General features: G+C 69.9%; 15 protein-coding genes. 6 read left to right on the top strand and 9 right to left on the bottom strand.

Annotated features, from left to right (window positions below; genetic code table 11):
* Positions 1 to 87: 87 nt before the first annotated feature.
* On the bottom strand, positions 88 to 2,841 hold the full coding sequence (locus tag AC07PR_RS19035; RefSeq protein WP_377159928.1) for a TonB-dependent receptor plug domain-containing protein: 2,754 nt from the start codon (positions 2,839 to 2,841) through the stop codon (positions 88 to 90).
* Positions 2,842 to 3,369: 528 nt separating this feature from the next.
* Between AC07PR_RS19035 and AC07PR_RS19040 the strand changes: the two genes are divergently transcribed.
* Positions 3,370 to 3,840, top strand: a complete 471-nt coding sequence (locus tag AC07PR_RS19040) for a (2Fe-2S)-binding protein (protein WP_495136195.1) — start codon at positions 3,370 to 3,372, stop codon at positions 3,838 to 3,840.
* Positions 3,841 to 3,842: 2 nt separating this feature from the next.
* Positions 3,843 to 6,056 (top strand): xanthine dehydrogenase family protein molybdopterin-binding subunit, encoded by a 2,214-nt coding sequence (locus AC07PR_RS19045; protein ID WP_377159924.1) that lies wholly within the window; start codon positions 3,843 to 3,845, stop codon positions 6,054 to 6,056.
* Between the two features lie 31 nt (positions 6,057 to 6,087).
* On the opposite strand, the gene AC07PR_RS19050 is transcribed toward AC07PR_RS19045, so the two are convergent.
* On the bottom strand, positions 6,088 to 6,282 hold the full coding sequence (locus AC07PR_RS19050; protein WP_377159922.1) for a heavy-metal-associated domain-containing protein: 195 nt from the start codon (positions 6,280 to 6,282) through the stop codon (positions 6,088 to 6,090).
* 305 nt (positions 6,283 to 6,587) lie between these two features.
* Between AC07PR_RS19050 and AC07PR_RS19055 the strand changes: the two genes are divergently transcribed.
* From AC07PR_RS19055 to AC07PR_RS19065, 3 genes are read left to right on the top strand one after another with little or no spacing between them, the layout of a single operon-like run.
* Positions 6,588 to 8,831, top strand: coding sequence for a heavy metal translocating P-type ATPase (locus AC07PR_RS19055; protein WP_495136196.1), 2,244 nt, complete (start codon positions 6,588 to 6,590; stop codon positions 8,829 to 8,831).
* Entirely contained in the window at positions 8,828 to 9,241 is a 414-nt protein-coding gene (gene cueR / locus AC07PR_RS19060; RefSeq protein WP_483107913.1) for a Cu(I)-responsive transcriptional regulator, read from the top strand. Before AC07PR_RS19055 ends, cueR begins: the two co-directional genes overlap by 4 nt.
* On the top strand, positions 9,238 to 10,194 hold the full coding sequence (locus AC07PR_RS19065; RefSeq protein ID WP_483107914.1) for a pirin family protein: 957 nt from the start codon (positions 9,238 to 9,240) through the stop codon (positions 10,192 to 10,194). The genes cueR and AC07PR_RS19065 overlap by 4 nt, the downstream gene beginning before the upstream one ends.
* On the opposite strand, the gene AC07PR_RS19070 is transcribed toward AC07PR_RS19065, so the two are convergent.
* The 5 genes from AC07PR_RS19070 to AC07PR_RS19090 form a co-directional block, all read right to left on the bottom strand.
* Positions 10,191 to 13,316, bottom strand: a complete 3,126-nt coding sequence (locus tag AC07PR_RS19070) for a hypothetical protein (protein WP_495136197.1) — start codon at positions 13,314 to 13,316, stop codon at positions 10,191 to 10,193. The two genes, AC07PR_RS19065 and AC07PR_RS19070, sit on opposite strands and share 4 nt — an antisense overlap.
* Before the next feature lie 218 nt (positions 13,317 to 13,534).
* Complete coding sequence (locus AC07PR_RS19075) at positions 13,535 to 13,855, bottom strand: hypothetical protein (protein ID WP_495136198.1); 321 nt, start codon at positions 13,853 to 13,855, stop codon at positions 13,535 to 13,537.
* Between the two features lie 6 nt (positions 13,856 to 13,861).
* Complete coding sequence (locus tag AC07PR_RS19080; protein ID WP_495136199.1) at positions 13,862 to 15,157, bottom strand: hypothetical protein; 1,296 nt, start codon at positions 15,155 to 15,157, stop codon at positions 13,862 to 13,864.
* A gap of 98 nt (positions 15,158 to 15,255) precedes the next feature.
* On the bottom strand, positions 15,256 to 16,128 hold the full coding sequence (locus AC07PR_RS19085; protein ID WP_495136200.1) for a pirin family protein: 873 nt from the start codon (positions 16,126 to 16,128) through the stop codon (positions 15,256 to 15,258).
* Between the two features lie 155 nt (positions 16,129 to 16,283).
* Positions 16,284 to 16,910 (bottom strand): FMN-dependent NADH-azoreductase, encoded by a 627-nt coding sequence (locus tag AC07PR_RS19090; RefSeq protein ID WP_377159912.1) that lies wholly within the window; start codon positions 16,908 to 16,910, stop codon positions 16,284 to 16,286.
* Between the two features lie 152 nt (positions 16,911 to 17,062).
* Between AC07PR_RS19090 and AC07PR_RS19095 the strand changes: the two genes are divergently transcribed.
* Entirely contained in the window at positions 17,063 to 18,004 is a 942-nt protein-coding gene (locus AC07PR_RS19095) for a LysR family transcriptional regulator (protein WP_495136201.1), read from the top strand.
* A gap of 54 nt (positions 18,005 to 18,058) precedes the next feature.
* Here the strand turns inward: AC07PR_RS19095 and AC07PR_RS19100 are convergent, their stop codons facing one another.
* Together AC07PR_RS19100 and AC07PR_RS19105 are read right to left on the bottom strand one after the other, a co-directional pair.
* Positions 18,059 to 19,423 (bottom strand): hypothetical protein, encoded by a 1,365-nt coding sequence (locus tag AC07PR_RS19100; protein WP_495136202.1) that lies wholly within the window; start codon positions 19,421 to 19,423, stop codon positions 18,059 to 18,061.
* Between the two features lie 36 nt (positions 19,424 to 19,459).
* Positions 19,460 to 20,320, bottom strand: a complete 861-nt coding sequence (locus AC07PR_RS19105) for an energy transducer TonB (protein ID WP_495136203.1) — start codon at positions 20,318 to 20,320, stop codon at positions 19,460 to 19,462.
* Positions 20,321 to 20,433 lie beyond the last annotated feature (113 nt).

Here is a 20,433-nt window from a genome sequence, read left to right on the forward strand (position 1 = left end):
AAAAAAACCCGGCCGAGGCCGGGCTTGGGTGCGGACCACCGCGTCGGGGGAAACCCGACGGCGGTATCCGGAGATCGCGCGCGGCGATCAGAAGTCGTAGGACGCGCCCACCTTGTAGCTGCGCGGACGGATCCGGTAGCCATCGCGGAGGTTGACCGGACGCTCGTCGCCCATCAGGTTGTTGATGTTCAGCGACAGGCGCAGGTTCTTGATGCCGGTGTAACCCAGGCTGAAGTCGGTGCGGATGTCCTCGTCGATGTAGCAGGGCAGCGCGCCCGGCTTCAGGGTCTTCTGGCAACCCTCCTCGCCCCAGCTGGCCACGTCCGTCTCGTCGCGGTTCAGCGCGGTCCGGGACGTGTAGTTGAAGCGCAGGCCGGTCGTCCAGTCGCCCTTGTTCCAGGCGGCCGAGAACACGGCCTTCAGGCGCGGGTTCTCGTACAGGCCGACCTGGTTGGGACGCCACGTGTTCGCGTCGATGTCCCAGGCCTTGTAGGTCAGCGCATAGGTCGCCGCCACGCCGAGGTTCAGCGTGCCGAACGAGCCCGCCGCCACGCGGCCCTTGACATCGATGTCCACGCCCGAGGTCTCGGTCTTGCCGAAGTTCTCGTACTGCAGCAGCAGCGAGGTGATCTGGCCCGCCTGCCAGGCGAGCGTGCCGCCGGACAGCTGGTTGGCGCGGGTCGCCCAGGCCTGCTCCTGCGCGGTCAGCGCGCCGCGGCTGATCATGTTCTCGTAGCCGGGCTTGCCTTCGCGGTCCAGCACGTAGGACGGATCACGGGAGTTGATCTCGTTCTTGCGCTCGATCTTGAAGTAGTCGACGGCGATCGACGCGTTCTTGGTCGGCTCGAACACGAAGCCCACGGTCACGCTCTTGGACGTCTCCGGCTTCAGGTCCGGGTTGGCCGAGATCATCGCCGGCACCGAGGCGCGGCAGCCGCTGGCCAGGGCCAGCGCGGCATCGGACTGGTCGGCGGCGTTGCCCTTCTTGAGGATGTCGCTGATGGCCGTGGCGGTCGCGCAGCGCGCCGGATCCACCGTGTTGTTGAAGAAGCCGGTCACGCCGACCTGGCCCAGCGTCTCGGGGATGTTGGGCGCGCGGAAACCGCCGGCGACCGTGCCGCGCAGCAGCAACTGCGGCAGCACCTCAAACCGGACGCCCAGCTTCGGCGACACGCGGCCGTCGAAGCCCGAGGCCTTGTCGAAGCGCAGCGCGCCGTTCAGCTCCAGCTTCTTCAGCACGGGGGCGTTCAGCTCCAGGAAGGCGGCGTCGAGGTTGCGCTCGCCGTCGATGAGCACCGACCCGCGACCGACGATCTGCGCCTTCAGGACGTTGTCGGTCGACTTGATCGACACGCCTTCCTGACGGTGCTCGGCGCCCAGCGCGAAGGCCAGCGGACCGCCCGGCAGCTGGAACAGCTCGCCGCTCAGCTTGGCGTCCACCCAGGTCTGGTGGTTCTTGCCCTTGGAGCCGTTGACCGGGAACAGGCGCTCCAGCAGTTCGCGGCTGTTGCCGCCGCCGATCTTGTACTCGCCCGACGCGACGGCCGCGAACAGGTCGCGCGAACCCCAGCGGGCCAGCTTCTCGGCCTCGGCGGCGTTGCGGCCGATCGAGACTTCCCAGTCCATGTCGCGGAACGTGCCCTGCAGGCCGGTCAGCGCGCGGTACTGCTTGCCGGTGCCGTCATAGTTGAACAGGCTGGGGTCGTCCATGAACCGGTAGTCGATGCCGCGGGCCTGGCCGGTGGGGTTGGCCGGGTTCGTGGCCGACAGCACCGGATGCGGCACCGACTGCGCGACCTTGTTGTAGCCGTCGTACCAGCGCGAGGTGGCGCCGGCGCCGATGGTCATCGGCACGGTCAGGTACTCGGTGGTCGTCTTCGAGTAGGACACCTCGGCGAAGGCCTGGATGTCCTCCGTGACCTTCAGGCGCCCCGCGCTGAACAGGTTCACGCGCCGGGCCGGGTCGGAGACCGGGTTCAGCCCGTTGATGTCGGTCACGCACTGGCCCGCCGAATTCAGCGTCGTGCAGCCCGCCACCGGCACGCGGGTCGTGCCCACGCGCAGGTTGCCCGGGTAGGAGCTCAGGCTCGGGTCGCCGAAGGCCGGGTTGTAGAAGCCCTTGTGCCAGGCCGGATAGTCGTCCTTCACGTCGGCCACGGTGTAGCCCTCGCGCCGGTACGCCTCGATGTTGGCGAAGACGTTGAAGCGGTCCTTGTCCAGGTCGCCGAAGCCGGCCACGACGCTGGCCTGGCGCTGCGCGCCGACGCTCGGGTGCTCGTTGAACGTGTAGCTGGCCGAAGCGCCGACGCCGTTGTACGAGCGGCGCGTGATGATGTTGATCACGCCGGCCATCGCGTCGGAGCCGTAGATGGCGGATGCGCCGTCCTTGAGCACCTCGATGCGCTCGACCACGTCGGCCGGGATCGAGTCGACGTTGACGAAGGTGTCCTTGGCGCCGTCGGCCAGGCCGAAGTTGGCGACGCGGCGGCCGTTCAGCAGCACCAGCGTGGCGCCCTTGCCCAGGCCGCGCATCGACACGCCCGAGGCGCCCGACGCGAAGCTGGAGGTGTTGCCGTCGTCCCTGATCTCGCTGCTCGAGGTCGAGGTCAGCGTGTCCAGCACCTGGCGCACGGTGTTGGCGCCGGTGCGGCGGATCTCGTCACGGTTGTAGACCTGCACCGGCGAGGCCGTCTCGGAGGCCAGGCGCTTGATGTTGGAGCCGGTCACCTCGACGCGCTGAAGCTGGGTCGTGTCCTGTGCCTGGGCCTGCGCGATCTGGACGCAGCACAGCAGCGCCGCGGCGGCGCTCAGGGACAGGGAGAGCTGGGTGTTTTTTCTCATACTTCCACTTGCGAATTGATGAAGGGCCGGATGGGTGGCATCGGCCGAGGAGACCGGCAGCCGGGTGGGCACCGGGGTCGCGTCCGGGGATCTCCCGAGGGGCGCGAGGGGGCGGATTCTGGGGAGCCCCCTCCCCCATGTCCGTCGTCATCCATTGCAAAACCGCAACAATCATTCACATCGCAGCATTCACTCTTCGCATTGGCGGGCGATCAACGCCCTGATGCCGCAAAAGCGGGCGAAGGGCGCGTGGAAACAGGGCATGACAGCGGTTCCAGGAAGGGAAAACCCTCTGAGTTGAAAGCGGCACCATTCAGGTGCGCTGACCGCCCTTTCATGCGAGTTAACCCTGCCGGGTTCCCCCGAAGAATTCAGGACTTCGACGGGCGTCGCCCCCCTCAAGCCCTGACCCCGCACGCTGGAAGTTCGAAAGCGATACGCTTGCGCACCCCCGACGCAAGACCCGACCCCCTTTCAGAAGGGCCGGGCGCGACGGATCCGCCCAGGCGTCCCCAGGAGGAACCCCCCATGTCCATTTCGATGACCGTGAACGGCAAGGCGGTGACGCTCGATGCCGATCCGCAGATGCCCCTGCTGTGGGCGCTGCGCGAAGACCTGCAACTGACCGGCACCAAGTTCGGCTGCGGCGTGGCGCTGTGCGGCGCCTGTACCGTGCACCTGGACGGGCAGCCGGTGCGCTCGTGCCAGACGCCGCTGGAGGCGGCCGCGGGCAAGAAGATCACCACGATCGAGGGCGTGGGCGCCACGCCCACCGGCCGCGCGGTGCAGCACGCCTGGCTCAAGATCGACGTGCCGCAGTGCGGCTACTGCCAGAGCGGCCAGATCATGAGCGCCTGTGCGCTGCTGGCCGGCAAGAAGAAGCCCACCGACGCCGACATCGACGGCGCGATGAGCGGCAACGTCTGCCGCTGCGGCACCTACAACCAGATCCGGGCGGCGATCCACGACGCCTCGACCACGCTGGCGAAGGGAGGCTGATCATGAGCATGATGTTCGACCAGGACGCGATGACAACGCCGTCCTCGCCCGCTTCTCCTGCTGCTCCCGCCTCTCCGGTTTCCACGAGCCGTCGTTCGTTGCTCAAGGGCGGCGCGGCGCTGACCGTGTCGTTCGCGCTGCCGCTGGCCGCGGGTCGCGCGGCGCTGGCACAGCCCGGCGCCGCCTCCAACACCTTCGCGCCCAACGCCTGGCTGCGGATCACGCCGGACAACAAGGTCACGGTCGTCTGCGGCTCGGCCGAGATGGGCCAAGGCGTGCTGACCGCGATCCCGATGATGGTGGCCGAGGAACTGGACGCCGACTGGGCGCTGGTCTCCGTCGAGCAGGCGCCGGCGGACGCCGCCTACAACAACCCGATGTTCGGCATGCAGGCCACCGGCGGCAGCACGACGGTGCGCGCGCACTGGACGCCGGTGCGCCAGGCCGGCGCCGCCGCGCGCCAGATGCTGGTCGCCGCGGCGGCGAAGCAATGGGGCGTGGACGCCTCGTCGCTGCGCACCGAACGCGGCCAGGTGATCGGCCCGAACGGCCGCAAGGCCAGCTACGGCTCGCTGGTCGACGCCGCCGCGAAACAGCCGGTGCCGGACAAGCCCACGCTGAAGGACCGCAAGGACTTCCGCATCATGGGCAAGCCGACGCGCCGGCTGGACAGCGCGGCCAAGATCAACGGCACAGCCAAGTTCGGCATCGACGCGCACGTGGACGGCCTGCTGGTCGCGGTGATGGCGCGCGCGCCGATCGCCGGCGCCAAGCCCAAGGCCTTCGACGAAGGCAAGGCCAAGGCCATCAAGGGCGTACGCAAGGTCATCGCCATCCCGTCGGGCGTGGCCGTGCTGGCCGACGGCTACTGGGCGGCGAAGCAGGGCCGCGACGCCCTCGGCATCGAATGGGACCTGGGCGCGCATGCGGACCTGTCGTCGGAGAAGGTCTCGAGCGCGCTCGATGAAGGCCTGCAGAACGCCACCGCGATCGCGCGCGACGTGGGCAACGTCAAGGACGGCAGCGCCAACGCCGCGCGCAACCTGTCCGCGCAGTACGACGTGCCCTACCTCGCCCACGCCGCGATGGAGCCGCTGAACTGCCTGGCCTGGGTCAAGGGCGACGAGGTCACCATCTGGGCCGGCACGCAGAGCCAGGGGCCGGCGCAGGGCATCCTGTCGCAGGTCGCGCAGGTCACGCCGGCCAAGGTGAAGGTCAACACGATGCTGCTGGGCGGGGGCTTCGGACGCCGCTTCGCGCCGGACTTCACCATCGACGCGACGCTGCTGTCCAAGCTCAGCGGCAGCCCGGTCAAGCTGGTCTACGCCCGCGAGGACGACATGGCCGCCGGCTACTACCGGCCGACGTCGCGCGTGCGCTTCGAGGCGGGGCTCGACGACAAGGGCCAGCCGCTGATGCTGCGCGCCGATGTCGCGAGCCCGTCGATCATGGCGGCGTCGGGCTTCATGAAGATCCCCGAGAACGGCGTCGATGCAATGGCCGTCGAAGGGCTCGCGGACCACCCCTACGAGATCCCGCACCAGCGCATCGCCTACGGCCGCGCGGAGCCGGGGCCGCAGGTGTGGTTCTGGCGTTCGGTGGGACATTCGCAGAACGCGTTCTTCATCGAGAGCTTCATCGACGAGCTGGCGCACGCCGCCAAGGCCGATCCGCTGAAGTACCGGCTGGCGCTGCTCGAGAAGCACCCGCGCGCCCGGGGCGTCCTGCTGCTGGCGGCCGAGAAGGCCGGCTGGAGCCGGGCGCTGCCCAAGGGCCGGCATCGCGGCATCGCGGTGGCGGAAAGCTTCGGCACCTGGGTCGCCGAGGTGGCGGAGGTGTCCGTGGCCAAGGACGGCGGCATCAAGGTCCATCGCGTGACCGCGGCGGTGGACTGCGGCCAGACCGTCAACCCGCAGACGATCGCCCGGCAGATCGAGGGCGCGGTGGTCTACGGGCTGTCGGCAGCGCTGTACGGACGCATCACGTTCAAGGACGGGAAGGTCGAACAGAGCAACTTCCACGACTACCCGGTGCTGCGCCTGAACGAGATGCCCAAGGTCGACGTGCACATCGTGCAGAGCAACGAAGCGCCCGGCGGCATCGGCGAACCCGGCACGCCGCCGATCGCGCCGGCCGTGGCCAACGCGATATTCGCAGCCACCGGGAAGCGGCTGCGCCAGCTGCCGTTCGACAGCGAGGCGCTCAAGCAGGCTTGATCAAGCAGGCGCCTGAGCGCCTGTCCCACGCTCAGGAGGCCGGCGGGTAGCCGGCCTCGCTGAGCACACCCGCCAGCTGCTCGCGGCTCAAGCCGCTCTCCACCTTCACCGTCTTCTGCGGCAGGTCGACGTTCACCTCGGCGTGCGCGTCGGCCTCCTTCACCGCCTCGGTCACGGCAGCCAGGCAGTGGCCGCAGCTCATGTCGGGAAGCTTGAATTCATGCATGGGGATCTCCTTCGGATCAGTCTTCAGGCTCAAGCCTAAACCTTGCCGCCATGGGAAGGTCAAGCCTGCCGTCGTCGAGCGCGTCTGCGGGATCCGATACCGGCTGTCGTCCCTCGCCTGCCACGGTCGAGCACGTCTGCGGGATCCGGTACCGGCCGCCCTCATACGCTGCACATGTTCCGCAAATCGGTCGGCCGGCACCGGATCCCTCCGACCGATCCACCGCGTCGCTCGGGCCTCGGACACCTCTCCCATCAGGGGCATGGCCTTGACCTTCCCATCATGGCAAGCTTGAGACTGACGCCATGAACATCGCCACCACCCCCACCATTGCCGCTGGCGCCGCCGGAGCCACGGGCGAGTTCCAGCTCGCCGTGTCCGGCATGACCTGCGCCAGCTGCGTCAACCGCGTCGAACGCGCACTGCGCAAGGTGCCCGGCGTCGAAGGCGCCGAAGTCAATCTCGCCACGGAAAGCGCCACCGTGCGCGCACCCGCCAGCATCGCCGTCGATGCGCTCGTTGCCGCCATCACCAAGGCCGGGTACGACGCCCACGTGATCGCCGCGGAAGACGACTCGCCCCCACCCCCGCCGCCCTGGGCCGCGACCGGCTGGCCGGTGCTGACCGCCGCGCTGCTCACGCTGCCGCTGATCGCGCCGATGATCGCCATGGCGTGGGGGGGCCACTGGATGCTCTCCGGCTGGTGGCAGCTGGCGTTGGCCACGCCCGTCCAGTTCTGGCTCGGCGCGCGCTTCTACCGCGCCGGCTGGGCCGCGCTGAAGGACCGCAGCGGCAACATGGACTTGCTCGTCGCGCTGGGCACCAGCGCCGCCTACGGCCTCAGCGTCTACGAGCTCCTCCGGCAAGGTCCGATAAGCACGGCGCTGTACTTCGAATCGGCGGCCGCCGTCATCACGCTGGTGCTGCTGGGCAAGTGGCTGGAAGGCCGCGCCAAGCGTCAGACGCTCAGCGCGATCGCCGCGCTCAAGCAGCTCCGCCCCGACCACGCGCGCGTTCGCCGCGGACCCGCCGGCGCCGAAACGGACATCGAGCTACCGCTCGCGCAGCTGCGCTTGAAGGACCTGATGGTGGTTCGTCCGGGCGAGCGCATTCCCGCCGACGGCCGCATCCGCGAGGGCCGCAGTCCCGTCGACGAGTCGCTGATCAGCGGCGAGAGCCTGCCGGTGGACAAGGCCGCAGGAGACCGCGTCGTCGGCGGCGCGGTCAACGGCGACGGGCTGCTGCTCGTCGAGGTCACGGCGCTGGGCGCGGAGTCCACGCTGTCGCGGATCGTGCGTCTGGTCGAATCCGCGCAGGCCCACAAGGCCCCGATCCAGCGGCTGGTGGACCAGGTGAGCGCGGTGTTCGTGCCGGCGGTGCTCGGCATCGCGGCGGTGACGCTGCTGGCGTGGGGCCTGTCCACGGGCGACTGGGAACGCGCGCTCATCCATGCGGTCGCCGTGCTGGTGATCGCCTGCCCCTGCGCGCTGGGACTGGCCACGCCCGCGGCGATCATGGTCGGCACCGGCGTGGCCGCGCGGCGCGGGCTGCTGATCAAGGACGCCGAGGCGCTGGAGCAGGCACGGCGCGTCGAGCTGGTCGTGTTCGACAAGACCGGCACGTTGACCGAGGGCAAGCCGCGCTTGACGGACTTCGTCGCGGCGCCCGGCGTGCGCGAGGACGATGCGCTCGGCCTCGCGGCCGCGCTGCAGATGGGCAGCGAGCATCCGCTGGCCCGCGCGGTGCGCGACGCCGCCTTCGAGCGTGCGCTGACGACGGCGCCGGCGGCCTCGGTGCGCGCGATCGCGGGACGCGGCATCGAGGGCCGTGTCCAGGCCCGCGCGTTGATGCTGGGCAGCGGGCGATGGATGGCGGAGCTCGGGGTCGACCTGTCGGCGCTCGAGACGCAAGCCCAGGCGGCGATGGCACAGGGCCGCACGCTGTCGTGGCTGGCCGCCGCCGACGGTCCCGGTGCGCCGGTGCTGCTCGCGATGCTGGCGTTCGGCGACCGGGTCAAGGCCTCGTCGGCCGCGGCGATCGCCGATCTGAAGGCGCTGGGCCTGCGCACGCTGATGCTCAGCGGCGACAACGCCGCCGCCGCGCAGGCCGCGGGCGATGCCCTGGGGCTGGACGACGTCCGCGCCGAGCTGCTGCCCGAGGACAAGGCCCGCATCGTCGCCGGACTGCGCGCCGACGGCACGCACGTGGCGATGGTGGGCGACGGCATCAACGATGCGCCGGCGCTGGCCGCCGCGGACGTCGGCATGGCGATGGGGGGCGGCACGGACGTCGCGATGGAAGCCGCCGGCATCACGCTGATGCGCGGCGATCCGCGACTCGTCGCGGAGGCGATCGCGCTGTCGCGCGCCACGGTCGCCAAGATCCGCCAGAACCTGTTCTGGGCCTTCATCTACAACCTGCTGGGCGTGCCGCTCGCCGCGCTGGGACTGCTGAGCCCGGTGATCGCCGGCGCGGCGATGGCGCTGTCCAGCGTCTCGGTGCTGGGCAACGCGCTGCTGCTCAAGCGTTGGAAGGGAGCCGCGCGATGACCCCGTCGCCGCTGACCATCGGCCAGGCCGCCGAGCGCTCCGGCGTGTCGCCGAAGATGCTGCGCCACTATGAATCGCTGGGCCTGCTGCCGCCGGTGGCGCGCACGGAGGCGGGTTACCGCCTCTACGGCGAGAAGGAGGTGCACACGCTGCGCTTCATCCGCCGCGCGCGCGACCTGGGCTTCTCGATGGCGGAGATCGCCGAGCTGCTCAAGCTCTGGCAGAACCGCCGCCGCGCCAGCGGCCAGGTCAAGCGCATCGCCGAGACGCACATCGCCGACCTCGACCGCCGCATGGCGGAGATGCAGGCGATGCGCCGCGCGCTGGCCGAGCTCGCACACTGCTGCCACGGCGACGACCGCCCCGATTGCCCCATCCTCGACGACCTCGCACAAGGAGCCGCCCCATGAGCGCCCCCCTCGATTCCGATCCCGCATCCGGCAGCCCTGCCGATCCCGTCCCGGCCCGCTGGGAGCGCATCACCGCGCATCTCGGCAACGTCGGCGGCCTGACGATCCGGCGCGCGGTGCCGACGCCCAAGCGCCGCATGATCGCCGCCTGGTGCTTCCTCGACCACGCGGGCCCCGCCGACCTGACGCCGGAGAACGCCATGCGCGTCGGCCCGCATCCGCACACCGGCCTGCAGACCTTCAGCTGGATGATCGAGGGCGAGGTGCTGCACCGCGACAGCCTGGGCTCCCAGCAGATGCTGCGCCCCGGCCAGGTGAACCTCATGACGGCGGGCCGCGGCATCAGCCACACGGAGGAGTCGCAGTCCGACCGCCTGCAGCTGGCCCAGCTGTGGATCGCCCTGCCGGACGCGGACCGCCATCGCGAGCCGGCCTTCGAGCACTTCCCCGAGCTGCCGTCGTTCGCGACGGGCGGCTTCGACACGATGCTGCTGGTGGGCGAGTTCGGCGGTCACCGCTCGCCGGTGCCCAGCCACACGCCGCTGCTGGGCGTGGACCTGAGCGCCACGCGCGCCGCGGAGGCGACGATCCCGCTGCACCCCGATCAGGAGTACGGACTGATGGTGCTGGAGGGCGAGCTGTCGGTGACGCTCGACGGCGAATCCACCGGCGCGAGCAAGCCCGGCGAGCTGCTCTACATCGCGCCGGGCGCGCAGTCGCTGACGCTGCTGTCGGGCGGCGGCAAGAGCCGCGCGCTGCTGCTCGGCGGCCCGCCGTTCGGCGAGCCGGTGCTGCTGTTCTGGAACTTCGTCGGCCGCACGCGCGAGGAGATGCAGGTCTACGCCGAGGAATGGAACAGCCGCGAGGATGGCGGCCGCTTCGGCGCGGTCCACGGCTTCGACGGCCCTCGGCTGCTGGCGCCCGTCGTGCCGCCGCTCAAGACGCCGCACTAGTCGGCAGGAGCGGCTGTCCACGCCTGCAGCCACCGATGCGCGCGTGGCTCGTCCACCCAACCGCTGCTGACAGCCGACCGGATGAGCGCGACGTAGGCCTCGATCGCGGCCGCGGGGCGCGGCCCACCGGCCGTCGGCGTCTGACGCGGCGCCTTGCCGCCCCACCAGCGAGGCCGGCCCCGGAGGGCCAGCAGGCGGTGCAGGTCGCGCGACGACAAGGCGCCCTCGCCGTGCAGACGCAGCAGGCAGCGTCCGATCTGCCGCACCGCGCCGGCCCGGTCCGCGAGCAGGGCCGCCGCGAGCGGAGACGGCTGACGCCGCCCCGGCCCGAGCAGTCGCATCAGGTCCGACGATCGCAGCCGCGCCGGGCGGACGGTCTCGACCGTCAGATCCAGCAGCTCGCCCAGGGCGACGGGCTCCAGCACCAGCGCGGCCATGTGGAAGAGACGGACGCCGCGGCGGTCCTTGGCCGCGATGAGGGTCAGCATGTCCCGGCGGTCGATCCAGCCCATTTCCACGCCCCGGGCCAACGCCCCCATCCACAGGCCCACCGCATCGAAATGGCCCGCCGTCACGGCGACACCGATCGCTGGCGAATCGCCCGGCACCCCCTCGAAGGACGGGAACAACGCCGGCCGCCAGAGACCCCGCTGCAGGGCGAGCGCATGCCCGGTCAGCACACCCACCACCTCGACCTGGCCGTACCGCATCGCCGCGCCGATCGCGACGTGCCCACCGCGCCGGTACCAGCGCGCATGCACCTTGTCTTCCACGTCGAAGAAGCGCCCGAGGTCCAGCACGGTCAGCTCTTCCCGCAGATGTTCCGCCACCGCGCGCGCATGGCCCGCGGCAGCAGCGAGCAACAGCGGCTGCGGCTCGTCGCGCTCACCGAGCAGCAGCCGGCCCACCTGGTCGCGCGACAGGAGACGATCCGTCCGCGCGGCGTGGAGCGCATCGCGATAGCGGGCCGCCGCCTCGCACGATCCTTCGCGCATCGCCTGGTGATAGACGCCCGAGCCATCGACCCGAGGTACCTTCAAGGCATCGAAGAGATCAGGGCCGTCGAGCACGCCCTGTCGCGCCATGCCGATGAGGGCCTGCGTCCAGACGACGATCACGTCGGCGTGGTTGCGTGCCATCGCGTACTCGAACCCGCACCAGTGCCCGGGACCGTCCGCATCGTCGAGTCCCATCAGCAGTCCCCGCACTTCCGGATGCGTCAGCACGCCACGTTCGTGGGCGACCTCGACGGCGTCCAGGAAGGCCTGCAGCGGCGCGGCCCGGCCTTCCGCGAGCGCCACCCCGATGGCCCCGAGCGAGTCCGCGTCGCCTCCCGCGAGGATCTCGTTGAAGGGCGGCCACATGGACAGCGGCGCTGGCCGGGGATGCGCCCGGATCGCGAGCATCGTCGCCACCAGTTCGCGTACCGTGTCCGCGCCGTCCGGCAGGCTCATGGCGCGCGCGAGCGCGGCCTGCCCGTGGTCGTCGCGGGCCACCAGCGCCCGCCCGCGCTGCCGCGCGCCCAGCGCCGGCGCGGCGATCTGCAGCAGGACCTGCCAGCGCTGGAGCCGCGTGACGTCGTCGCGCCGGACCGCGGCGGCCACGATGCCGGGACCGTCACACACGAGCCATGCCCGGGCCGCGGCCTCCTCTTTCCTCGGCAGCAGGCGGGCGAATGCCCACGTCTGGTCGGCGGCGTCCGCGGCGAGCATCAGCCGATGACGCAGATCCGCCGGCAGGCCATCGGTCCGATGGCTCTGCAGCCAGTCCTTGCAGCGCGCCTCGCCCATGCGGCGCCACCAGATGCCGGTGAGCTCATCGGTCACCAGCCAATGCGGGGCGATCCATCGCAAGGCGTCCTCGGTATCGAACAGGATCGGCATCCGCGCGAGGCCCTCGCGCTCCCCCGCGCCCAGGCGCCTGCGATGAGGCGGCCCCCGGGTCTCCTCGTGATCGAGTTCGCGCAACTGCCGGACACGAACCGGCAAGGCCTCGCCGGGGTCGAAGTCCTCCGCGCGGCCGGTCTGCACCCACCAGAGCCCCTCGCCCAGCTGGCGCAGCCGGTGGGGTCCGTTGGCGGCCGTCCAGGCCAGGCGCGTGTCGATCGCACGGGCCGGCAGCGCCCCGTTGTCCATGAGGTTCAGTAGCACCTGCACGGCCAGCCACGTCGGATGTCCGAGCAGGCCGGCCTGGCCGCTGTCGGTGTCCTCATGGAACAAGGCCCAGCGGTCCACCGGTCCTAGCGCACGCTCGATGGAGACGATCTCCTCGTCGATCACCGCCTGCTGGTCCGCAGTCGCCGGCCACACGCACGCCAGATTCACACCCGCCTCGCCCAGGCGTGCGCGCAGGCGCTCCAAGGCCTCTTCGGCGAGCGAGCGCGCGACCGCCGTCGGCGTCACACGCTGGCGCAAGGCGAGCCGGGCGCGCGTCACGATCTCGGGCGCCAAGGTCCCGGCGTCGAAGTAGCGGTCGTGAGGCTGATCCGGGGCGAACGGCAGTCGCAACCGCTGCTCCAGCGCGGTGACGTAGTGGGACTCGTAATTCGCGAGCGACCGGAACCCCTCGTCCGGATCACGGCCCACGGTCGCGCGCACGACCTCGATCAGCGTCTGCCGGACGAGTTCGGTGCGACGCAGCGCGGCGGCCTGCGTCGCACCGCCCGCGGCGCAGCTCAGCCGGTGCACCGCGTCGCGCAACGCCGTGACGCAACCTCTCACGCACAGGCCGATGGCCTCGGCGGCCAGGACCAGCTGTTCCCGCCGCAGCAAGGCGGCGATGGCCGGATCGACGGCCAGCCGGGCGAGCGCCTGCAGCAGCGCCGCGCCCTCACCATGGAAGAAGATTCTGCGATCGGACTCCGACGCCGGGTCTTCGACGTCCTGGGTGCGCGCCGGCAGGTCGCCGAACAGCGACGCCTCGCGTGTCGCGCCCAGCGCGCTCGCGCCGGCCGACAGGTCGGCGCAGGCCGAGGCGAGGGCCCGCGCCGGGTCGCGTCCGGCCTCGACGCCCTTGGCCGGCGCGACAGGGGCGAGGTCCGGCTCGATGCCGGGCGCGAACCCGAAGTGCGGATCGAAGGCGGCGTCGAGCGGAGGCGAAGGGAGGGCGAGGAACGACGACATGGGGCACGACGGAGCGATGAGCTCCGCTTTGTCGTGCTGCGGTCAGATTCTGATTGCGCCGTTGTGTCGCGCCGGAGCCTGGTCCGCGTAGCGGAGGCCCGCCAGGGGGGGCACATGGCCCGGTTCGACGGACATCCCCAGGCAGACACGCCACGCCGCGTTGTTGCGGATGGGATGCATCCGGGTGAGTTCGCCGTCGATATCGATGTCGGGATCGATCAGCGCTGTCGTGAGGGGGGGATGGGGTCGCTGAGTTCTCCGGCCTTGCTGGCGATCGCGGCCCTCACGGTGGCCACCTCGCCGTCCCCGGGAAGCAAGGTCGTCAGCCATGGCAGGCAGCAGAACAACTCCTTGCGCGCTGCGGGAAATTCCGACCAGTGCTTGAACGTCTCCAGCTTCAGTCCATCCGAGTAGTGCGTCTGCTCCCTTGCAGTCCGGATCATCCGGGCCATGGCGGCATCGGAAGGACCGTCGGTCTCGATCATTGACGCCGTCGACAGTCCCGAGACCGCGTTGCGATAGTCGGAGTGGTGATACATGACAGCTCACTTCTTCATCCGGTTGGTAAGGAAGCGCAGTTCGTTTGCGGGGTCCTGGGCCACCGACAAGGAGCGCATCATGTTGACCAGAAACTGACGCTTGGATCCGCGATCGCCCTTGCCGGCAAGGTGTTCGTTGATACGCCACAACGAATCCACACCGGCCCCCTGGAGCCGCCACACCCTGTCGTCGCGATCGTCCGATGGCTTGTGTCCAAGCCAGGTGTCGGAGAACCTGTCGAGCGCGGTCGTGTCCACCCTCAGGCCCTCGCAGCGTTGCCGCAACCCATCCAGCGCCAGGACCAGTTCGGCTCTGTCAACGTTCGCCAGCGCAGGCACATCATTCGGATCGAGCGGGATCCCCAGACACGCGCGCCAGGCCGCGTTGTTGTAGACAGGGTGCAGCCACATGGAAACTCCCTCGCCCTCCAAGTCGGGAAGTTCCAGGCCCAGGTCTTTCATGCCCCGGCTGACCTCTGCCACCGTCAACTTCGAACTCTTTAGCAGCGGCTCGGCCCAGGCTTCGAATCGCGTGCGCCGTTCGCTCAGATGAAGGTCGTTGTCTCCGGACCCGTCTCCATCCACATCGAAGCTCTCCGAGAAGGTCAAGCCGTGGAACAGCCTGCTGACTTGAGATCCTCTCTCGCCTTCCTTAGGCACATTGAACGATAGGTACCAGAGCGCTCCTTTGCGGGTGCTGGGATCGCGTCTTTCCAGCTCATTGCAGATTGCAGTGAGCACGAGGTGGCCGCCCTCCAGCATCTCGGCGTGCTCCCCCTCAATACGCGCCGGCGGGGTCGCATAACGGTCGCGCAGGGCGATCAGGTGCCCTCGGAAGGTGTGCATGTCCTCCGGCACAAGGCGGAGCAGCCGGTCAACGCTGCTACTCAGTCGTGTGCAGCGTCGTCGGACTTCCTCGGCCCCCATGTCCGTCAGAGCCTGAGTGATCACCACATCGTCGGACTGCGGCAGCGGCGCTACGGCGGGAGCGCTCGTTGAGGGGACGGCCAGTGCCTTCGGACCAGCGATCAAAGCTCGCCTGGGTTGCGGCACGGGCCTTGCTCCATGCGCCTTTGCATCCGGTGCGTCAGTCGCCAGGCGCAACTCGCCGCAGACCGCATTCACCGTGCTCGGTGACGGACGCTTTTCCAGTCTCTCGACCAGCGACAGCAGGAAGCGCTTTTGTTCGCCGGAGAATCGGATCGGGTCGACCACCGCCGCATCGGCGGCACCTCCGGTCTCAATGGTTGACGCAATCGACAGCCCTGCGGACTCTTGTCGATGAACGGGGGATTGATACATGGCCGCTCCAGAAGTTGAGGCCGTATCAGTTCATTCCCACCCGTTCTGGTTCCGGCGACAAGTGCTCCGGCACCGAACCCATGGTGCCGGGCCTGTCCTCAGGCGAACTTGCCCGCCTGGAAGTCGCGAACCGCCTGCAGCAGTTCGCCTTCCGTGTTCATCACGAACGGACCGTACTGCGCGATCGGTTCGCCGAGCGGTTGACCCGCGATCAGGATCGCGCGGGCGCCTTCATCGGAGGCCGTCAGTCGCGCACCATCGGAGCCGGCCGTGTTGGCGAGGATCGCCATGCGGCCGCTCGGCACCAGGCAGCCGGTGTCGAAGCGCAGCGCCCCGCGGTACACGTACAGGAACGCGTTGTGCGTCGCCGGCAGCGCCTGCTCGAAGGTCGCGCCTGGTTCCAGATGCACGTCGAGGTAGATCGGCAACGTGACGTCGCGCTGCATCGCGCCGGCCACGCCGTGGCTCTCGCCCGCGATCACGCGGACCGTCGCGCCCGGCAGCGTCAGCTCGGGGATCTCGGCGCTGGCGATGTCGCGGTACCAGGGGTCGCGCATCTTGTCGCGGCCGGGCAGGTTCAGCCACAGCTGGAAGCCTTCCATGCGGCCTTCCTGCTGCTCGGGCAACTCGGAATGCACCACGCCGCGGCCGGCGGTCATCCATTGCACGCCGCCGGGACCGAGCAGGCCTTCATTGCCCGCCGAGTCGCGATGGCGCATCTGGCCCTCGAGCATGTAGGTCACCGTCTCGAAGCCGCGATGCGGATGGTCGGGGAAGCCGGCGATGTAGTCGTCGGCGTTGTCCGTGCCGAAGGCATCCAGCATCAGGAAAGGATCCAGGCGCCGCTGCAGGTCCTGCGTCAGCACGCGCGTCAGCTTGACGCCGGCGCCGTCGCTGGTGGCCCTGCCCTGCACCAGGCGCTCGACCTGGCGGGGCGTCCGAAGAGAGGTGACAGGGGTGGCGGCGGTCATGATGGATTCCTTTCCAAGGTGTCGATGAATGTCTGTGCCGGCCGTCAGCGGGTGCTGCCGGCCCGGCATGGGGCTTGGGGGTCCAGGAGGGATCCCCCATGCCCCGTGGAGGGCGCGCGCGGTCTATCAGGCCGGTTACGCCACCGTCACGGCGATCAAGCCGGCTGCGTTTCGCCGAACAGCGCGGCGATTTCTTCGCGGGCGGTGGCCAGGCCCTTGGCCGCAGCTTCCTCGCCCATGTTCAGGCCTTCGGCCAGCACGAACTTCACGTCGGTCATGCCGAGGAAGCCCAGCGTCAGCTGCAGGTAGGGAACGATGTTGTCCGCCGGCTGGCCGCGGTACACACCGCCGCGCGTGCTGACGACGATGACCTGCTTGCCGGTCACCAGCCCTTCGGGGCCGTTGGCGCCGTACTTGAAGGTGGCACCGGCGCGGGCGACCGCGTCGATCCAGTTCTTCAGCTGCGAGGTCACGCCGAAGTTGATCATCGGCGCGGTCAGCACGATGACGTCGGCGGCCTTCAGCTCGGCGATCAGTTGGTCGTTGAAGGCCACGCGGTCGGCCTGCGCCTGGGTGCGGGCGTCGGCCGGCGTGAACAGCGCGCCGAGGGTGGCTTCGTCCATCGCGGGCAGCGGGCGCACCGCCAGATCGTGGACGACTGTCGTGGCGCCGGCATTGCGGGCCACCAGCTGGGCGACGACTTCATTGGCCAGCAGGGTCGAGACCGAGCCTTGGCCCTCATGCAGACGGCGGGCGCTGGAGTTGATCTGGAGGATGTTCATGGTGCGTTTCTCCGGGCGTTTCGGCTGGATCAGCCGGGGTGTGATGGGATGGAGTGAACTCTATTGATCCCCTGTCAGCACCGGAAGACGTCGAACTGGATAAGATTGTTCCATTCAACGAACAATCCAATTGCCTTGAAAGCACCTCGTCCATGAGCCTTGATGCCGACGACCTGCTGGTCTTTGCCCGCGTGATCGAAAGCGGCAGCTTCAGCCGCGCGGCGGAGCGGCTGCAGCTGCCCAAGTCGACGGTGTCACGCCGGATCGCGGCGCTGGAGGAGCGGCTGGGCGAGAAGCTGCTCCAGCGCAGCACGCGGCGATTGACGCTGACCGAGTTCGGCCAGGGCGTGCTGGAGCATGCGCGCGTGCTGGCGGGCGAGGTGGACGGCGCGCTCGCGCTGGCGCTGCATCGGCAGCAGCGGCCGACGGGGCGCCTGCGCGTGTCGATGCCGGCGGACTTCGCCAACCAGATGCTGATCCCGATGCTGAGCCGCTTCGTCGGCGACTACCCGGAGGTGCAGCTGGAGCTGGACCTGTCACCGCGTCGCGTGGACCTGATCGCCGAAGGTTTCGACATCGCCGTGCGCATGGGCCAGCTGCCGCCGGACAGCCAACTGGCGGCCCGGCGCATGGCGATGTTCAGCAGCGGCCTGTATGCCTCGCCGGACTACCTGCAACGGCACGGCGAGCCGCAACTGCCCGAGGGCCTGCTGAGCATGCACGGCCTGATGATCCTGAGCCGCGCCGGCGAGCCCTTGCCCTGGCGCCTGTTCGGCATCGTCGACGGACAGGCGGACCAGCGCATCGAATGGGTCGGCGTGCCGGACAGCCGCACGCTGGTCAACGCGCCGGACATGCTGCTGCAGATGGCCCGCGCGGGCCTGGGCATCACCTGGGTCGGCAACCAGTATGCGCAGGCCTTCGTCGACCGCGGCGAGCTGCTGCGCGTGCTGCCGGCCTGGTGCGCGGAGCCGTCGACCTGCTGGGCGGTGTTCCCGCAGCGCCGCCTGATGCCGCTGCGCACGCGGCTGTTCCTGGACGCGATGGCCGCGGCGCTGACGCCGTTCGATCAGGCGGCGATGTACGGGATGTAGGCGCCGGCAGCGGTCCGAAGCGCCGCGACCAGGACGGCCGCGCACCCAGGGTCGTCAATGACGATGGGAGAACCGCGGGTCGACGGCACGTCCGGCCTCGTCACGGGTCTTCTGGAGCAGCACCGCCAGGTTGTCCGTCGAGACATCGATGAGCCCCGAGGTCGTCGACCACTGGCTTTCGGGCACGCTCAGGGCAATCCCCAGCAGCTCCGCCACCTTGGCCACCGCCGATTCGACGAGGGCCTCTCGTTCCCGCGCCGACCAGTTCATCAGCGGTCCTTCGGCGCTGCGTTCAACGGCATCGCGGATCACACGCACACGAGCCTGATCCTCCACATCACTGTCGCCGGGTCGGATATCCAACCTGGGCAGACGGTATCGGAGGGCGCTCAGCAGAAGCGCCGCGGGTTCCTCGGCACTTCCGATGCCATGCAGCACGCGCTCGAGCACGTCACGCACCTTGCCCTCCTCTTTCCAGCCCCGTTCCTTCGCCCGCGAGCACAGGTGCTTCAGCGCCTCCAACCCGAAGCGATGCAGATTGCCTACCGGGTCGACCTGCCCGCCTGTCGGACTGCGCCCGGCGAATCGTTCGATGAACCGGTCGAGCGATTCCACCGGCCCGACGCGAAACTGGACGGCCAGCTGGCGCAGTTCCTCGACGCGTTCATGCAAGTATTCTTCGGGCACCGAGGAGTCCGGGCGCCGTGGCAGGAGCCCCGCACAGGCCGCAGCGGCCGCGTCGCATGTCTGGGCATCGGCTGACATCGCACAGAACTCGCGCTTGGCGGAGACCTTGGACGTCTCGTCGAAGCCGAGATACTGCAGGAAACTCCGCGCCACGTCGGCCGGCGTGACACCCGGGAAACTGCAGGTGCGCGCCCAGGCCTCCAGCTTCGACAGGGCCTGCTCGCGGCGACGAAGCGCAAGGTCCGGATCGTTGGCGGCGATCACCGCGGAGAGCGCCCGTCCGATCGCCGTGACGGCGCGCGGATCCAGGTCCGTACCGGGCACGAAGCCGGCACGCAGAGGGTGGCAGGCCAAGGCCTGGATGTCGGGCTGCGGATTGGCCTCCAGGGCCTGGCACAACTCGACCAGCAGGCGCTTGCCGGCACCCGACATCTGCGCCTGCGCAGGGCCCATGGCCGAGCGCGGATCGGTCCACCCCGCCGCCTGTCGTCCGATGGCCTGCGTCACGTCCGCATGCGGGCCCGTCGCCGGAAGCGACGCCGTCAGCCGGCGGAAGAGGACGGACAACTCATCGCGCGCCGGTCCGTTCACGTCGCTGCGAGCGCACACCTCCGACGGCGTGGTCGACGGGAACGGCCAGTCGAAGCTCAGGAACGGCGGCGATTGAGAGAACGATGGATACACGGCGAACACCCCAGGAAGCATGAACAAGGAGGGGTTGGTGCGCTGCACACCCCCTCGCGGTTCACGTCTTCGATCGCCGGGGCGTCACTCCACCTGGAAGCCGATCTCCACGCTGACCTGACGCGGCGCCGGGATCGGTCCGAAGCGCCACTGCTTGACCGCGTTGATCGCGGCCGTGCTCAGCTTGCGATCCGGCGAGCGCAAGGCCTGCGCCCCATCGACCGAGCCGTCCGGCCGGACCGTGAACTGCACCAGCACCGAGCCGGCGCGCTGCTGCGCCAGCAAGGAGCGGGGGTACTCGGGATCGACCTTGCGCAGCAGTTTCAGCGGCACGGGCTCGTCGTCGGGCTCCGGCTCGGGCGCCTTGCCGGCCGGCGCGGCGGTCGACGGTGCCGCCATCGACACGACCTGCGGCGCCGGCGCTTCCGACATCGGCTGCGGCACGGGCGTCGGCGGTGCGATCGTCTGCGCGGCGGACTGACCGATCGCCGCGGGCGCGGGCGACGCCGTGGCAACGACTGGCACCGGCGCCGTATCGGGCGCGGCATTGCGGGCCGCGAGCGCACGCTCGGCGGCGGGGTCCAGGTCCTGTCGACGCGCCACGGGCGCGGCGGCCGGCGCGGCCGTGGCCACGGGCCGGGCGACCGGCTTGGGCGCCTCGGCCTTGGCTTCGTGCGCGGGCTTCTTCTCGCCCTTCTCCGCGTGGAACTTGATCCACTGGAACACCTTGTCGGCATCGCGCTTGGCGCGGTCGACGTCGCTCAAGGCCGCCTTCGGATCGACCGGCGCGGCCGACGTGGCCGCCGCGGTCGGTGCTGTCTGCGCGGGTTGCGCGGTCTGCGCCTGCGCGGTCATCGCGACCAGACCCCAGGTCAGGGCCTGGGTCAACACCTGGCACGCGACCAGGCCGCGGCGTCGGACGCTCGGGAGACTACGGCTGCTCATCACTCCACCCTCTCGATTGCGCTGGTTGCTCTCTTTTGGAGACAACGCCGGTCTTGTCTACTGCTTGTTGCTGTGGTTCTTTCGCGCCCCGGCATGAGCGCCGCAGTGTAAGA

The sequence above is a fragment of the Roseateles sp. GW821-FHT09H11 genome (assembly GCF_059415845.1).

Bases quoted from the DNA above. Each gene is read 5' to 3' on its own strand.
- AC07PR_RS19035 (WP_377159928.1), bottom strand. From the start codon at position 2,841: ATGAGAAAAAACACCCAGCTCTCCCTGTCCCTGAGCGCCGCCGCGGCG.
- AC07PR_RS19040 (WP_495136195.1), top strand. From the start codon at position 3,370: ATGTCCATTTCGATGACCGTGAACGGCAAGGCGGTGACGCTCGATGCC.
- AC07PR_RS19045 (WP_377159924.1), top strand. From the start codon at position 3,843: ATGAGCATGATGTTCGACCAGGACGCGATGACAACGCCGTCCTCGCCC.
- AC07PR_RS19050 (WP_377159922.1), bottom strand. From the start codon at position 6,282: ATGCATGAATTCAAGCTTCCCGACATGAGCTGCGGCCACTGCCTGGCT.
- AC07PR_RS19055 (WP_495136196.1), top strand. From the start codon at position 6,588: ATGAACATCGCCACCACCCCCACCATTGCCGCTGGCGCCGCCGGAGCC.
- cueR (WP_483107913.1), top strand. From the start codon at position 8,828: ATGACCCCGTCGCCGCTGACCATCGGCCAGGCCGCCGAGCGCTCCGGC.
- AC07PR_RS19065 (WP_483107914.1), top strand. From the start codon at position 9,238: ATGAGCGCCCCCCTCGATTCCGATCCCGCATCCGGCAGCCCTGCCGAT.
- AC07PR_RS19070 (WP_495136197.1), bottom strand. From the start codon at position 13,316: ATGTCGTCGTTCCTCGCCCTCCCTTCGCCTCCGCTCGACGCCGCCTTC.
- AC07PR_RS19075 (WP_495136198.1), bottom strand. From the start codon at position 13,855: ATGTATCACCACTCCGACTATCGCAACGCGGTCTCGGGACTGTCGACG.
- AC07PR_RS19080 (WP_495136199.1), bottom strand. From the start codon at position 15,157: ATGTATCAATCCCCCGTTCATCGACAAGAGTCCGCAGGGCTGTCGATT.
- AC07PR_RS19085 (WP_495136200.1), bottom strand. From the start codon at position 16,128: ATGACCGCCGCCACCCCTGTCACCTCTCTTCGGACGCCCCGCCAGGTC.
- AC07PR_RS19090 (WP_377159912.1), bottom strand. From the start codon at position 16,910: ATGAACATCCTCCAGATCAACTCCAGCGCCCGCCGTCTGCATGAGGGC.
- AC07PR_RS19095 (WP_495136201.1), top strand. From the start codon at position 17,063: ATGAGCCTTGATGCCGACGACCTGCTGGTCTTTGCCCGCGTGATCGAA.
- AC07PR_RS19105 (WP_495136203.1), bottom strand. From the start codon at position 20,320: ATGAGCAGCCGTAGTCTCCCGAGCGTCCGACGCCGCGGCCTGGTCGCG.